The organism is Mycobacterium sp. NPDC050551 (genome assembly GCF_040674075.1).
GTDB lineage: Bacteria > Actinomycetota > Actinomycetes > Mycobacteriales > Mycobacteriaceae > Mycobacterium.
On record NZ_JBFARC010000002.1, the window covers coordinates 36,200 to 50,940 of the forward strand.

16 protein-coding genes are annotated in these 14,741 nt (G+C 69.8%); 9 read left to right on the forward strand and 7 right to left on the reverse strand.

Annotated features, from left to right (window positions below):
• The first annotated feature begins 85 nt into the window (after positions 1–85).
• Together AB0K11_RS06795 and AB0K11_RS06800 are read left to right on the forward strand one after the other, a co-directional pair.
• The gene (locus AB0K11_RS06795) at positions 86–1,765 is read left to right on the forward strand and encodes an ATP-binding protein (protein ID WP_364973929.1); all 1,680 of its coding nucleotides are present in this window, start codon (positions 86–88) and stop codon (positions 1,763–1,765) included.
• On the forward strand, positions 1,747–2,430 hold the full coding sequence (locus AB0K11_RS06800) for a response regulator (RefSeq protein WP_364973931.1): 684 nt from the start codon (positions 1,747–1,749) through the stop codon (positions 2,428–2,430). Before AB0K11_RS06795 ends, AB0K11_RS06800 begins: the two co-directional genes overlap by 19 nt.
• 22 nt (positions 2,431–2,452) lie before the next feature.
• Here AB0K11_RS06800 and AB0K11_RS06805 read toward each other — a convergent pair whose 3' ends face one another.
• Positions 2,453–3,334 (reverse strand): LLM class flavin-dependent oxidoreductase, encoded by an 882-nt coding sequence (locus tag AB0K11_RS06805; RefSeq protein ID WP_364976624.1) that lies wholly within the window; start codon positions 3,332–3,334, stop codon positions 2,453–2,455.
• A 47-nt stretch (positions 3,335–3,381) separates the two neighbouring features.
• Between AB0K11_RS06805 and AB0K11_RS06810 the strand changes: the two genes are divergently transcribed.
• The gene (locus AB0K11_RS06810) at positions 3,382–3,795 is read left to right on the forward strand and encodes a VOC family protein (protein ID WP_364973934.1); all 414 of its coding nucleotides are present in this window, start codon (positions 3,382–3,384) and stop codon (positions 3,793–3,795) included.
• 1 nt (position 3,796) lies between these two features.
• Here the strand turns inward: AB0K11_RS06810 and AB0K11_RS06815 are convergent, their stop codons facing one another.
• Positions 3,797–4,225: a DoxX family protein gene (locus AB0K11_RS06815; RefSeq protein ID WP_364973936.1), complete on the reverse strand. Its 429-nt coding sequence runs from the start codon at positions 4,223–4,225 to the stop codon at positions 3,797–3,799.
• 142 nt (positions 4,226–4,367) lie between these two features.
• Here AB0K11_RS06815 and AB0K11_RS06820 point away from each other — a divergent pair, with 142 nt between their 5' ends.
• From AB0K11_RS06820 to AB0K11_RS06845, 6 genes are all read left to right on the forward strand, one after another.
• Positions 4,368–5,690, forward strand: a complete 1,323-nt coding sequence (locus AB0K11_RS06820) for a histidine kinase (RefSeq protein WP_364973939.1) — start codon at positions 4,368–4,370, stop codon at positions 5,688–5,690.
• On the forward strand, positions 5,678–6,322 hold the full coding sequence (locus tag AB0K11_RS06825) for a response regulator transcription factor (protein ID WP_364973942.1): 645 nt from the start codon (positions 5,678–5,680) through the stop codon (positions 6,320–6,322). Before AB0K11_RS06820 ends, AB0K11_RS06825 begins: the two co-directional genes overlap by 13 nt.
• A gap of 22 nt (positions 6,323–6,344) precedes the next feature.
• A complete protein-coding gene (locus AB0K11_RS06830; RefSeq protein WP_364973944.1) occupies positions 6,345–7,235 on the forward strand; it encodes a hypothetical protein in 891 nt (296 codons plus the stop codon).
• Positions 7,236–7,615: 380 nt separating this feature from the next.
• Positions 7,616–8,347 (forward strand): hypothetical protein, encoded by a 732-nt coding sequence (locus AB0K11_RS06835; protein ID WP_364973947.1) that lies wholly within the window; start codon positions 7,616–7,618, stop codon positions 8,345–8,347.
• Between the two features lie 107 nt (positions 8,348–8,454).
• Positions 8,455–8,844: a VOC family protein gene (locus tag AB0K11_RS06840; RefSeq protein WP_364973950.1), complete on the forward strand. Its 390-nt coding sequence runs from the start codon at positions 8,455–8,457 to the stop codon at positions 8,842–8,844.
• On the forward strand, positions 8,841–9,914 hold the full coding sequence (locus tag AB0K11_RS06845) for a dihydrodipicolinate reductase (RefSeq protein ID WP_364973953.1): 1,074 nt from the start codon (positions 8,841–8,843) through the stop codon (positions 9,912–9,914). Before AB0K11_RS06840 ends, AB0K11_RS06845 begins: the two co-directional genes overlap by 4 nt.
• On the opposite strand, the gene AB0K11_RS06850 is transcribed toward AB0K11_RS06845, so the two are convergent.
• Genes AB0K11_RS06850 through cysD form a run of 5 tightly spaced genes read right to left on the reverse strand, consistent with a single transcriptional unit; the run spans position 9,911 to position 14,572 of the window.
• A complete protein-coding gene (locus AB0K11_RS06850; protein ID WP_269892194.1) occupies positions 9,911–10,390 on the reverse strand; it encodes an RrF2 family transcriptional regulator in 480 nt (159 codons plus the stop codon). The genes AB0K11_RS06845 and AB0K11_RS06850 overlap by 4 nt on opposite strands.
• Positions 10,391–10,400: 10 nt before the next feature.
• Positions 10,401–11,066, reverse strand: a complete 666-nt coding sequence (locus tag AB0K11_RS06855) for a pyridoxamine 5'-phosphate oxidase family protein (protein WP_364973957.1) — start codon at positions 11,064–11,066, stop codon at positions 10,401–10,403.
• On the reverse strand, positions 11,063–11,800 hold the full coding sequence (locus tag AB0K11_RS06860) for a 3'(2'),5'-bisphosphate nucleotidase CysQ (RefSeq protein ID WP_364973960.1): 738 nt from the start codon (positions 11,798–11,800) through the stop codon (positions 11,063–11,065). Before AB0K11_RS06860 ends, AB0K11_RS06855 begins: the two co-directional genes overlap by 4 nt.
• Positions 11,797–13,641: a sulfate adenylyltransferase subunit CysN gene (gene cysN / locus AB0K11_RS06865; RefSeq protein ID WP_364973962.1), complete on the reverse strand. Its 1,845-nt coding sequence runs from the start codon at positions 13,639–13,641 to the stop codon at positions 11,797–11,799. The genes AB0K11_RS06860 and cysN overlap by 4 nt, the downstream gene beginning before the upstream one ends.
• A gap of 1 nt (position 13,642) precedes the next feature.
• Positions 13,643–14,572 carry a sulfate adenylyltransferase subunit CysD gene (gene cysD / locus AB0K11_RS06870; RefSeq protein WP_364973965.1) on the reverse strand — a complete coding sequence of 310 codons (930 nt, stop codon included), beginning with the start codon at positions 14,570–14,572 and terminating at the stop codon, positions 13,643–13,645.
• Positions 14,573–14,741: the final 169 nt, after the last annotated feature.

A 14,741-nucleotide genomic window follows, 5' to 3' on the forward strand; every position in this document is an offset into this window, starting at 1 on the left:
CCCGCACCGGAAGTCGATGCCGGCGGCGGCCCGCCACCCCGATTCTCCCGGGTTGCGCCCAAAACTGCAGGTAGGCTTCCGGGCCATGGCCAGGAAGGGCCGGATCGATGCGCGGCTCGCGACGCAGGTGCTCGTGCTGCAGTTCGCGGTGGTGGCGATCACCTTGGTCGCCGCGTTCGTGATGTTCGCGGTACTCGGTCACCAGGAACTCCGCCAGGAGTACGGTCTGCGCGCGCTCGACATGGCCCGCGTGCTCGCCGCAGCGCCCGCGGTGCGCGCCGACGTCACCGCGCTCGACGGGCAGCCGGGGCCGTTGGTGCCCTCCGCACTCGCCAAAGGCCCCCTGCAGACCATCGCCACCCAGGTTCGGCAGCGCACCGACATGCTCTTCGTCGTCATCACCAACGACGAGGGCCTGCGACTGGCCCATCCGGACGTCGCCGAATTGGGAAAGCGGACGAGCAGCGACCCGTCGCAGGCACTGGCCGGGCGCGAGGAAGTGGAACACGAGACCGGCACCCTCGGTCCATCGGTGCGAGCGAAAGTTCCCGTCTACGCGCCGGATTCGCAGCGCGTGGTCGGCGAGGTGAGCGTCGGGGTGTCGACCAGGGCCGTGCATGAACAGCTGTGGAGCAACCTCCGCGCCTCGGCGCTGCTGGGTGGGGTGGCCCTGCTGCTCGGAGCGGTGGGATCCGTGCTCTTGGCGCGCCGCTGGCGTTCACTGACGCTGGGACTGCGGCCCACCGAGATGGCCGAGATGGTCCGGGTCCAGGCGGCGGTGCTGCACGGGATCGGCGAAGGCGTCGTCGCCGCGGATGCCGACTGGCGGACGGCATTCGTCAACGACAAGGCCTGCCGACTACTGGGAATCGGCGACGCACGGGGCCGGCCCGTGTCCGACATCGGACTGACCCCGCGGGTGCTCGCGGTGTTCCGCGCCGCGGACCCCACGCCCACGCTGGCCACCGTCGGGGAGCACGTCGTCGTGGTCTCGGCCAGGCACGTCGAACGCAACGGGCGGAACCTGGGCACCGTGCTGGTGGTGCGGGACCGCACCGACGTCGAATCGCTGACGCGCCAACTCGACGCCGTTCAGCTGATGAGCAGCGCGCTACGCGCTCAGCGCCACGAATTCGCGAACAGGCTGCACCTGCTCAACGGCCTGCTGCACGCCGGGCACACCGACGAGGCGGCGAGTTATGTCGAGGAGCTGCTCGGCACCGGACCACTGGGCTCGGCGGTACCGGGCATGGACGCGGTACGCGACCCGTACCTGCAGGCTTTTCTCGCCGCGAAGGCAGCTGCCGCACGCGAAGCGGGTGTCACACTCACGATCGGCGAGAACACCTGGGTTGCCGGGCGGTTGGCGCTGCCGGTCGACGTCACCACGGTGCTCGGCAACCTGGTCGACAACGCCATCGACGCGACGAGGAGCGCCGCAGGGGCGGTCAAGGAGGTTGAAATTGAACTACTGCAAGAGAATTCGACGCTGCACATCACGGTCGCGGACAGCGGCTCCGGGGTGAAGGCCGAATTCGTCGACCAGCTCTTCGTCGAAGGCACCACCACCAAACCCGATTCCGGGATCCCCGGCGGACGCGGTATCGGGCTGGCCCTGTCCCGCCAGCTCAGCCGGGCACTCGGTGGCGAGCTGTGGCTGTCGAGCGCCGGTGACCCCGACGCCCGGCTGTGCGGCGCAGAATTCATCGCCCGGCTGCCGGGAGTCATGATTGAGGAGGAGGCACAGTGGACGCCCCAGAATTGACGGTCCTCGTGATCGACGACGACTTTCGAGTGGCCAACATGCACGCCGAGATCGTCAAGGCGCTACCGGGATTCACCGTCGTCGAGACCGTGACCACGCTGGCTGCCGCGCGCCGGGTCGGTCCTGTGGACCTCGCCCTGGTCGACGTGTACCTGCCCGACGGGTCGGGCGTCGACTTCGTGCGTGAGCTGGCCGGTGACGCGATGATGCTCACCGCCGCCACCGAGTCGCGCACCGTGCGGGCCGCGATCGCCGCGGGCGCGCTCGGCTTTCTGGTCAAGCCCTTCCCGCCCACCGAGCTTGCCGCCCGGCTGGCCGGCTATGCGCGGTATCGCCGGATCCTCTCGGCCCAGACGCTGAGCCCCGCCGCCATCGACGCGGCCATCGACGCGCTGCGCCCGAAGATCGCGCCGGCACCACAGTCCGCGGCGCCGCAGTCCCCCACCAGGAAGCTCGTGCTGCAGGCGTTGCACGGTGCCGAACACCCCTTGTCCGCCGCCGAGGTGGCCGATGTGACAGGGGTGTCGAGGGCGACGGCTCAGCGCTACCTGGCGACGCTCACCGGTGCCGGCGAGGTGACCGTCGGGTTGAGGTACGGCACCACCGGTCGTCCGGAGCAGGAGTTCACCGCGGCGGCCGAGCGGCCGCCGCGCCCGCGCCGCTGACGCGGCAACGCCGACGGCCCGGTCACGCGAACACCCCGACCGCATCGGCCACCCGGCGGAGTTGGTCGATGTCGCTGCTCGTCGGGATCAGGTGCACCTCGTCGGTGCCGATGTCGGCGAATCTGCCGAGCACCTCGACGAGTTGACGCTCTGTACCGGCGAATCCGGTGGTCGGGGCCATCGCATCGACGTATTCGGCGGGAATCCAGTTCATGTACCGCCGCAGATGCCGGTGCACCTGCCCGCGCGCGACGTCGTCGTCACCGATGGCGAACCAGAACGAGGTACCCAGATGCGGTGCCGGCTTGCCCGCCTGCGCCCACGCATCGCGGGCGACGTCGAACAGCTCGCGCTGCTTGCCGAGGTCCATGTCGAGCGTGATGCCGGCGAGTCCGCGTGCCCAGGCGGCCGCGCTGCGCACGGTCTTCGGGCCGATGCTGCCGATGAGCAGTTCGGGCCCACCGGCCTGAACCGGCGACGGCCCCACCGGCAGCACGGAATCGGTGACCTTCTCCCCGGCCCACACCCGCTTCATCACCGCCACCCGCCGGGCCATCTCACGCATCGTCTGCGTCGCGGGATCCGCGCCTGCGGCCACGTAGTCCTCGTGGCGGCCACCCACACCGATGCCGACCGTCAGGCGACCGCCGCTGAGCATGTCTCCCGTCGCCAGACCCTTGGCAAGCATCACCGGATCGTGGAGTTGAGGCACCACGACGGTGGTCACCAACCGGACCCGTTCGGTCCAGGCCGACAGAGCGCCCAGCAGGGTCAGGCTGTCCGGATTGTCGAATGCGACGCGCTCGCCCCAGCACAGCGACGAGAACGGCCCCCCGTCGATCACTTCGGCCCAGGCGCGCAGCAGAGCCGCATCGAGGTTCGGCTCCATCACCGGCATGGTCATCCCAATCCGCACGCGGCGATTCTGGCACGGGTGGCAGCATCCAGGGCATGGCAATCGACGCATCGACCATCGGGCACATCCGGCTCACTGTCACCGACATCGACCGTTCGCGGCAGTTCTACGAGCAGGTGTTCGACTGGCCGGTGGCCCTCGAGGTGCCCGCCGATGCCGACGCGACGACCCGGGAACGGCTGCACTTCCTGTTCGGCGGCGTCCTCTACCGCGTCGGAGATCTGCTGATCGGCCTGCGGCCCGTCGGCACCGACCGGTTCGACGAGGACCGCACGGGCCTGGACCACCTGGCGCTACGGGTGTCCAGCCGCGACGCGCTGGATCAGGCCGCGCGTCACCTGGACGGCCTCGGCATCGCCCACGAGCCGGTCAAGGCCATCGGGCACGGCTGGATTCTCGAGTTCCGCGACCCCGACAACATCGCGCTGGAGCTGATCGCCGAGGCGTAGGTCAGCGCCGCAGGCCCGCGACGGTGAGCAGGTGTGGCCGGCGCAGCACCAGTCCCACCCACAGCAGCACACCGACGTACACGGCGAAGAGCGTGTGGGAGAACAGAGGCGCCTCGACCCGCATGTTGGCGGTGACCGCGCCACCGAGGTAGGCGGTGATGCCGAGCGCCCCGAGCACAGAGGTCCGCGGAATCGCCCAGACCGCAACGCATATCGTCAGCACGATGCCCATGACCAGCGCCTGCCCCTGCGGGAATCCGAGGGTGGCGGTGCCCTCTTCGACCTGGGACGCACCAGCGAGCTTGCCCAGCGCGTCGAAGACCAGGAACGCCCCGACGAGGACGCTGATCGCGACGCCGGCGCGTCGGCCGGCCCGGCTGCCCGCGGCGTCGACGGTGTTGCTGTGCGGTGATGATGCGGTGACGGTCATGATGTGCTCCTCGGGTCCGGACTGATGTGTCACAGAGCAGACCGGGCGTCGCCGCGGAATTCATCGGTGCGGGGGTTTCCCCTACCCGATCAACGGGGAAACACTGTGTCGCGCGCCCCGGCGACTCCATAGGTTTGTGGGCATGGTCGCAGTCACCTCCAACCCCTCCCCGGTGCCCGACGCCGCCGCCGAGAGCACAGAGCCCACCGCCGACGACAACACGCCGGCCGTCCGCCACCTGGGTGTGACACCGACGGCCTCGATGATCACCGGCGCCGCGATCGCCCTTGTGTGGTTCTGGATTCCGCTCGCCATCCTGGTCCTGGGTGTCTCGTCGATCCCCTCGGGCGTCGGGTTCGTGCTCGCGGCCGTGGTTTTCATCTACCTGATGCGCGGTGTCGAACGACTCGAACGGCTGCGCAGTGAGGCGGTGTTCGGCATGGGCATCGGCGTGCCGGCACGCAAGGTGTCGCAATACAGCGGATTCCAGCGCTGGCTGCACCAGCAGTGGCTCGACTTCAGCAGCGCACGGTTCTGGAAGGGCGTGGCACACCATTACCTCCGGATGGCGTACGACATGACGGCTGTCGGCGCCGCATTCGCGCTCACCGCCTTCGCCTTCCTCGCACCTCCGGCGGCGATGGCCGTCAGCGCCAGCGGCGACGACGCCGGCCTGCCTTCCCTGCCTCCGGTGCTGGCGTGGTTGCTCGCCGCCGTCGCGGTGCTCGCCGCCGTCGCCATCCTGGTCTTCGCGCCATGGCTCGACGCCCGGATCGACCGCTGGCTGCTGTCGCCGTCACCGACCGCCGCGCTGCAGCACCAGGTGAGCGCACTGGCCGATGCCCGCTGGGGCGCGGTCTCCTCAGCGCAGACCGAGCGACACCGCATCGAGCGCGATCTGCACGACAGCGTGCAACCCCGCCTGGTGGCCCTGGCGATGACGATCGGCCTCGCGCAGACCAAGCTCGACACCGATCCGCCCACCGCCAGACAGCTCATCGCCGAGGCCCACGACGACGCCAAGAGCGCACTCGTCGAACTGCGCAACGTGGTGCGCGGCATCGCCCCCACGATCCTGTCCGACCGTGGTCTCGACGCGGCGCTGTCGTCGGTGGTGCAGCGATCCGCCGTTCCGACCACGCTCGACCTGCAACTGCCCCGCCGGCTGCCCGACGAGGTGGAGGCGTGCGCCTACTTCGTGGTGGCCGAGGCACTGACCAACGTCGCCAAACACGCGCAGGCCACCCAGGCGGTCGTCACGGTGCGGCTCGACGAGGCGTCGAACCAGTTGCACGTCAACATCTTCGACAACGGCCACGGTGGCGCAGGCATCACGGCGGACGACAACGCCACCGGCCTGCGCGGACTCGACGAGCGGGTGCGGGCCGCCCGCGGCGCCTTCACCGTTTCCAGCCCGGCGACCGGGCCCACCAACGTCACGGCGGTGCTGCCATGCGCGTCGTGATCGCCGAGGACTCCGCACTGCTGCGGGCCGGCATCGAGCGCATCCTCACCGACTCCGGGCACGACGTCGTCGCCGGCGTACCCGACGCCACCAACCTGCTGCGACTGGTCAACGAGCAGCGTCCCGACCTCGTCATCGTCGACGTGCGGATGCCGCCGACCTTCACCGACGAGGGCATCCGCGCGGCCGCGCTACTGCGCAGCCAGAACCCCGAGTCGCCGGTGCTGGTGCTGTCGCACTACGTCGAGGAACGGTATGCCGCCGAGTTGATCGCCTCGGACACAAGGGGATTCGGCTACCTCCTTAAGGACCGGGTGGCCGATGTGCCCGCGTTCCTCGACGCCGTCGACGTGGTGGGCGGTGGAGGCACCGTGCTCGATCCCGAGGTGGTGTCGCAGATCCTGGTCCGTTCGCACCGACGCAGTGTCCTCGAGCAGCTGACACCGCGCGAACTCGAGGTGCTGCAACTGATGGCGGAGGGTCGGACCAACTCCGCCATCGCCACCGCGCTGCACGTCTCGGTCGGCTCGGCCGAGAAGCACATCGCGTCGATCTTCACCAAGTTGAACCTGACGCCCGACGAGGGTGAGAACCGCCGCGTGCTGGCGGTGCTGCGCTACCTCGAGTCATGACCCACCCGGAAGGACCCTGCGCATGACCACCATCGCTCCCCCGACGCCCGCACCGGCCGGACCGCCGCCGGCCATGACGCCCGGCGGCCGTAACGCCCTGCGCGGAGCCCTGATCGCCGTCGCCGCGCTGCTGGTGATCGGCAGCGTGGTGGCGTTCGGCATCACCGCGTGGGGCGTCAGCACGGTCCGGGTGGTCGCCGACAGCCAAAACCTGCCGACCGCGATGCGCTCGCTGGTCATCGACACCGCCGACGTGCCGGTCGCCATCCGCATCACCGCGGATCGGGCGACCCGCGAACCGCGGGTAGATCTGCGACTGGTCAACGCCAACGGCGGCGGCGAGCACCGGCTCGCGGTGACCGGCAGCGGCGCCGAGCGGCGGGTGACGATCGATGGGTCACCCTCGCCAATGCTGCCGTGGGCACGTGGCGGCGAGATCACCGTGACCCTGCCGCCGGATCAGGCACGCAGGCTCACCGTGCGGACCCAGCAGAGGACCGGCGTGGTGCTGGCGCAGGCCGACGTCGACCAGTTGATCGCACGCACCGACGACGGGGCGGTCGTCCTCAGCGGTGCCGCGCGCAGGATCGAGGTGCACACCGTCGACGGCGAGGTGACCGCGCACGACCCGATCTCGGTGCGCGAGCAGTTCAGCGCCGTCACCTCCGACGGAGACATCGCGGTCGACTTCCGAGACACCGCACCGCGGATCGTCGACGCGGTGAGCCGCAACGGCGACGTGGTGATCGGACTGCCCGGACGCGGCCCCTATCTGGTGCGCGCACAGTCGGGTGAGCCGGCGACAGTCTCGGTGCCTGAGACCGACGACCCAACCGCCGCCGTCGGCGACATCACCGCGCGTTCCGACACCGGTGACGTCGTGATCGAGGGCGTGCACTTCCGCCGCCGCTGACGTCGTCCCGCAAACCCAGGCCTCGGGCAAGGGACTCGGCGCCACCCGGCACGTTCACGCGTTGACGGCGTTCGGCGACGGCGGTTGGACCGGCCACGCACGCATCCGGTGCGGGTGACTTTGAGCGGCGGTCCGTTGGGGTTCCGGGCATCTACCAGCCGAAATATCGACCATGCCGTCAATATCCGTCGGCGTTGACGTCCGGCATCGACCTCCGCACGCCAGCGTCGAGTTGGAGTTGTTTCCTGAACAAACAACGAGCCGGCGTGCCACGATAAGCGGAATTACGTCGACATCGGCAAACGCCGGGACGGCTCGTTGGGTCCGCACGTGAGGAGCAGTGAATGGGTTGGGCGACGATTTCGGGACTCCGCGGCGCGATGGCCAGAACAAGTGTGGTCGTCGCAGGCATCGGCATCGCCGCCGCCAGCGCGATGGGCACCGCGAACGCACAGCCGAACCCGAACGATCCCGAATGCCAGGTGAAGCCGTGGCTGGCCAAGTGCCTGGACAACCCACCGGGGCCCGACGACCCCGCGCCGCCGCCTCCTCCCCCCGGTTCTGGCATCCCGACTGGGCCTGCGGATACCGCATGCATCAGCCAGCCCACCAATCCGATCTGTGCCGGCGGCCCGTACGCGCCCCCGACACCACCACCTCCGCCGCCACCTCCCGGTGCGCCGCCACCACCACCTCCCCCGCCGCCACCACCGGGCGGTGCCGTCGCGCCGCCACCGGTCGCGCCACCGCCGCCACCCGTCGCGCCGCCGCCCATCGCGCCCCCGCCGCCACCCATCGCGCCGCCCCCCATCGCGCCTCCGCCGATGGCACCGCCGCCGATCGCGCCACCGCCGATGGGCGGACCGGCAGGCATCCCCGGCATGGGTGGACCCGGGGGCATCCCCGGCATGGGCGGGCCTGCCGGCATCGGCGGCATGGGCGGACCTACCGGCATCGGCCACATCGGCATGCCCGGTGGCATGGGCGGCGGCATGGGGATGGGCGGCCTGGGCCACATCGGCATGGGCGGCGGCATCCACACCGGCGGCTTCGGCGGCGGCATGCACGCGGGTGGGATGGGCATGGGTATGGGCGGGCCGGGCCACATCTAGGCACGCCCGACAGCGCACCGCCATCCCGAGCAGCAGCATGTCCAACGGTCGGCGCTGAGTTCGTGCATCCTTGCCCCCGCGGCGATGCACTGCTTGACTGATGTGACATGGCAATCACGTTCAACCACACCATCGTCGCCGCGCGGGACCGCCAAGAGTCGGCGACCTTCTTCACCGAACTGTTCGGTCTTCCCGCCGCGCAGGAATTCGGACCGTTCCTCGCCGTCACGCTCAACCACGGCGTCAGCCTCGACTACGCACAGGCCGCACCGGACGAGGACATCCACCCTCAGCATTACGCGTTCCTGGTGTCCGAGGACGAGTTCGACGCGATCTACGGCCGGATCCGGCAGCGGGGCATGCCGCACTGGGCCGACCCGCGGGGATCGCACCCCGGTGAGATCAACCACCACGACGGCGGCCGCGGGGTCTATTTCCAGGATCCGTCCGGCCACTACCTCGAGATCATCACCCGCGCATACGGATCGGGTAGTTGACCACCCGACCGCCCTACCGGGTGATCCAGTGGGCCACCGGGGCGGTGGGCAACGAGATCCTCGCCGCCGTCCTGGACCGGTCAGACCTCGAACTGGTCGGCGTGCGGGTCTACTCCGCGGACAAGGACGGCGTCGACGCCGGCACCCTCATCGGTCGCACACCCGTCGGCGTCACCGCCACCACCGACGTCGAGGCGATCCTGGCCCTCGACGCCGACTGCGTGGTCTACACACCGCGCATCGTCGACCTCGACGACGTGTGCGCGCTTCTGGCCGGCGGCAAGAACGTGGTCACCACCGCCTTCCTGTTCCACCCCGACCGGATGCCCGCCGCCGACCGCGATCGGTTGCTCGCGGCGTGCGGGCGGGGTGGCACCACCGTGCACGGCAGCGGACTGAATCCCGGCAACCTGTCGGGTGCGCTGCCGCTCGCGCTGTCGGGCATGTGTCGCACCGTCGAGCGGATCACACTGCAGGAGCGGGCCGACTGGTCGGTCTACGACAGCACCGCCATCACGTTCGACAACATGTGCTTCGGTCGCCCGGTCGACGAGATCAGCCCCACCGCAACCGATTTCCTCGCGTTCAACAGCGGGATCTTCACCGAGCAGGTGTGGCTGCTGGCCGACGCGCTACACGCGGGCATCGACGAGGTGACGGCCTCGGTCGACGCCGTCGCGGCCGTCGAGGACCATCAGATCTTCGACCACCTGCTGCGCGCCGGCACCACCGCGGGCCAACGCTGGAACTGGGTCGGCCGCCGCGACGGCCGGCCACTCGTCGAGATCGAGACGCTGTGGACGGTGGGCAACGAGTACCCGGCGCACTGGCCGAAGCCGCAGCACGGGTGGACGCTGACCATCGAGGGCGATCCGTCCATGCGCACCCACTTCATCTCGCTCGCGAGCTTCAGCCGCACGGCCACCATGGCCGAGCACGTCAATGCCGCCAACATCGCCACCGGCATGCAGATCCTCAACGCCGTGCCCGCGGTGTGCGAGGCACCGACGGGCTTCGCGACCACCGCGACGCTGCCGCTGATCCGCAGCGCCCGCGGCTTCGGGAACTAGACCGGCGGGTGGTGACCCCGCTGCCGTTCCTGGCCGAGGTAGTCGGTGGCCAACGCCGCCACATGCCCGGGTAGCGCCCCGGAGGCCACGTCGGCCAGCGTCGTCTGCTCGAGCACCGAACGCATGCTCGCCCGCAGTGCGCGCCACACGTCGGTGAGCGCCGCCGTGGGGCCCGAGTACGGCAGATCGCCGAGACCGATGTCGCGCACGCTGGCCAGCGGTCCGTCGATGCAGCGCAGCACGTCGGCCAGGCTGATCTCCGCTGCCGGGCGTGCGAGTTCGTAGCCACCCTCACGGCCGCGGTAGCTGCGCACCAACCGGTCGGTGCGAAGGTCGGACAGGATGTCGACGAGGAATTGGGCAGGGATGCCCTGCGCCTTGGCGAGATCGTCGGTCTTGACCACGACGCCCTCGTCCGTCGTGGCCAACTGCACCATGGCCCGGACGGCGTACTCCGCCTTGGCCGACATCCGCATGCCCGACACGTTAGTAGCCGCCGGCGGGGCTGTTTCGCCCGGACAGCGTGCGCACCGACTCCGGCACCGGCGTGGCGGGGTCGCAGTCCGGCGCGGTCAGGGCGGCGCCATAGCTCACCGACATCGGCACGACCCCCGCCCAGCCGCCTGCGGCGATGTCGTCCTCGGGGTCCTCGGGCCAGCCCGCGCTGACCTTCAGCGACCAGTTGTCGGTGCCGATCGGCATCCGCAGTGCCACGGTCGCGGCCAGTTCCTTCCGCGTGCTGGGCCGCAGCTCGGCGACCCGGCCCGGGACGAACGTGTCGGTCAACGTCTCCAGGCAGGCCGGCTTCTCGTCGTCGGGGACGCGGTCGAACACGCCGAAGAGGACGGCGCTGCGGTACCGGAAGGACGATTCGAAGGCGCTGCGGGCGACCACGACCCCGTCGAGCGTGGTCACCGAGACCGCCGCCGGGGCGCCGGCCGACAGGGCGCGCAACCACGGTGAGCCCGTCGACCCGTGGATGACGAGATGGTCACCGACGCGCGCGAACCCCGTCGGGAACATCACCGGATGCCCGTCGCGCACCAGCGCCACGGTGGCAAGCGGTGTGGCGGCCAGCAGTTCGTCGAGAGCGGCCCGCGACGTGTTCTGTTTACCGTTGAGCCGGGTGACCTTCGTCGAGGGCTGCGTCATTCTCCGAGCGTAGTGACGGCCAGCACGGCCGCGGCGAGTTCGGGGCGGCACACCACCAGATCGGGCAGCTTCGGATCGGCCGCGTTGTACCGCAGCGGCGACCCGTCGATGCGCGACGTGTGCAGACCGGCCGCACGAGCGACCGCCACCGGGGCCGCCGAATCCCACTCGTACTGACCGCCCGCGTGCACGTACACGTCGCTGCGGCCCTGCACCACCGACGCCACCTTCGCACCGGCCGAACCCATTTCGACGAGCTCGCCGCCGAGCGCGTCGCGGACCGCGAGTGCGATCGCCGGCGGCCGGGTGCGCGACACCACGATGCGCGGCGGGCCGTCGACGGCGCCCGGCAGGGCCACCTCGGGTGTGGCGAACGTGGTGTTCTGCGCAGGGAGGGCGACGGCGCCCGCGACCAGTTCGCCGTCCTGCCAGAGGGCCACGTGCACCGCCCAGTCGTCGCGGCCGAGTTCGGAGAATTCGCGGGTGCCGTCCAGCGGGTCGACGATCCACACCCGTTGCGACCGCAGCCGGACCGGATCGTCGGCGCCCTCCTCGGAGAGCACCGCGTCGGCGGGCCGCGCGGACGCCAGCTCCGTCATCAGGAAGTCATGAGACCGCTTGTCCCCCGCGGCCTTCCGCTCGGCGACCTCGGCGTCGGCGAACTCGGCCCGCACGTCGAGCAAGAGGTCGCCTGCCCTGGTCGCGAGCCGGGCGGCCAACTCGTGGTCGTTCACTCGCGGCTCTCCAGCAGATCGATCACCATGGCCGCGAGTTCATCAGGCGTGTGGTCGGACGTCAACCGCAGGTCGGGATTCTTCGGCCGCTGGTACGGGCTGTCGATCCCGGTGAAGTGCGTGATCTCCCCGGCGCGGGCCTTCTTGTACAGCCCCTTCGGATCACGCCGCTCGCAATCCTCGAGCGGGGTGTCACAGAACACCTCGAAGAAGTCCGTGCCGGCCTCGGTGTGCACCCGGCGCGCGAGCTCCCGGTGCTCTTCGAGCGGACTGATCGCCGGCACCAGCACGATCTGCCCGGAGTCGGCGAGCAGCGTGGCGACGTGCGACAGCCTGCGCAGGTTCTCCGCGCGGTCGGCCATCGAGAACCCGAGGTCCGCGTTGAGCCCGTGCCGCAGGTTGTCGCCGTCGAGAACGTAGGCGGGCACGCCCTTCTCCAGCAGCTTCTGCTCCACCAGCATCGCCACCGACGACTTGCCCGCTCCCGACAGGCCGGTGAACCACACCGTCCTGCCCCGGGTGAGCCGGTCCTGGGTGCTCACCAACGACTCGTGCCGCACGGTGTTGGGGCTGGCGACGTCGTTGCGGTTGTCGCGCAGCACCATCCCGGCCGCCACGGTGCCGTTGGTGTTCGGGTCGATCAGGATGAACGAGCCGGTGGCGGCGTTGCGGCTGTACTCGTCGAGCAGCAACGGAACCTGGCTGCGCAGCGAGATACGGCCCAGCTCATTGAGTTTCAGCGCCGTTGCGGATTTGTCGCGGTGCAGAGTGTTCACGTCGAGCCGGTAGTCCAGCGCGGCCACCTTCACCCGCGTCGTGCGGGTGGTCTGCTTGATCAGGTACTCCCGGCCGGGTTCCAGCGACTCCTCGTCGGCCATCCAGCAGACCGTGGCGTCGAAATCGCGCGCCACCCTCGGCTGATTGTTCGGCCGGGCGATCAGGTCGCCGCGCGAGATGTCGATCTCGTCGGCCAGGCTGACCGACACCGCCATCGGCGGGAACGCCTCGTCGACGGGGCCGCCGGGTCCCTCGATCGCGGTGATGTGCGACGTCTTGCCCGACGGCAGCACCACCACGTCATCGCCGGTGCGCATCACGCCACTGGCCACGGTGCCCGCGTAGCTGCGGTGGTCCTGGTGCTCGTGGGTCTGTGGCCGGATGACGTACTGCACCGGGAAGCGGACGTCGATGAGGTTGCGATCACCGGCGATGTAGACCTCTTCGAGATGCGACAGCAGCGCAGGGCCGTCGTACCAGGGCGTCGCGTCGGACTTCGTCACGACGTTGTCGCCGAGCAGGGCCGAGAGCGGGATCGTCGTGACGTCGTGGATGTCCAGGCGTGCGGCGAAGTCGTGGAAGTCGTCCCGGATCTTCTCGAACTGCTCTCTGTCCCAGCCGATCAGGTCCATCTTGTTCACCGCGAGCACGATGTGCTGGATGCCCAGCAGCGACGCCAGGAACGCATGCCTGCGCGACTGCTCGAGCAGGCCGTGCCGGGCGTCGACCAGGACGATGGCCAGCTGCGCCGTCGAGGTGCCGGTGACCATGTTGCGGGTGTACTGCGTGTGTCCAGGGGTGTCGGCGATGATGAATTTCCGCTTGGGCGTGGCGAAGTAGCGGTAGGCGACGTCGATCGTGATGCCCTGTTCCCGCTCGGCGCGCAGGCCGTCGGTGACCAGTGCGAGGTCGGTGTAGTCGTTACCGCGCTCCTTGGAGGTGCGCTCGACGGCCGCGAGCTGGTCCTCCATCACGGCCTTGGAGTCGTAGAGCAGCCGGCCGATCAGTGTCGACTTGCCGTCGTCCACCGAGCCCGCGGTCGCGAGCCGAAGAAGCGTAGCCATATCAGAAGTAGCCCTCTCGCTTGCGGTCCTCCATGCCGGCCTCGGAGATCCGATCGTCGGCGCGGGTGGCGCCCCGCTCGGTCAGCCGGGAGATCGCGGTCTCGGCGATCACTTCGTTGACGGTGGCGGCGGTCGACTCGACGCATCCGGTGCAGGTGACGTCACCGACGGTGCGGAACCGCACGGTCTTCTCCACGACGTCCTCGTCCTTGCGCGGCTGCAGGTACCGGTGCACGGCCAGCCACATGCCGTCGCGCTTGAACACCTTGCGCTGATGGGCGTAGTAGATCGAGGGCAGCGCGATCTTCTCCGCACCGATGTAGGACCAGATGTCGAACTCGGTCCAGTTGGACAGCGGGAAGGCGCGGATGTGCTCGCCCTTGTGGTGGCGGCCGTTGTAGAGGTTCCACAGCTCGGGCCGCTGCGCCTTGGGGTCCCACTGACCGAACTCGTCGCGGAAGGAGAACACCCGCTCCTTGGCGCGCGCCTTCTCCTCGTCGCGGCGGGCACCGCCGAACGCGGCGTCGAACTTGTTCTCCCGAATCGCGCGCAGCAGCGTGAACGTCTGCATCGGATTGCGCGACGGGATGGTCTCGACCACGCGGCCTGCGTCGATGTCGTCCTGCACCTTGGCCACCACCAGCCGGACACCCGATGAGGCGACCAGGTCGTCGCGGGCCTGCAGCACCTCGTCGAAGTTGTGGCCGGTGTCGACGTGCATCACCGGGAACGGCAGGCGGCCGGGCCGGAACGCCTTCAGCGCCAGGTGCAGCATCACGATGGAGTCCTTGCCGCCGGAGAACAGCAGCACCGGCCGCTCGAACTCGGCGGCCACCTCGCGGATGATGTGGATCGCTTCGGCCTCCAGCACGCGCAGATGGCTCAGCTCGTACCGGGCCGTCTGGGCGAGGGTTTCCTGCGTCGCCGTCATCACTTCCCCATTAAGTTGGTAGAACTGACCGGGTTAATCTGCATAGGCTGTATGGAACCAGTCGACGACGCGTGTGTCAACGCCCGGTGCCGGGCCTAATTGTGCGGCGGGTCGTCGATGTGCGGCCGATTCGCCGACGACACCCGAGCACCGGCCGTCCCGACGACGG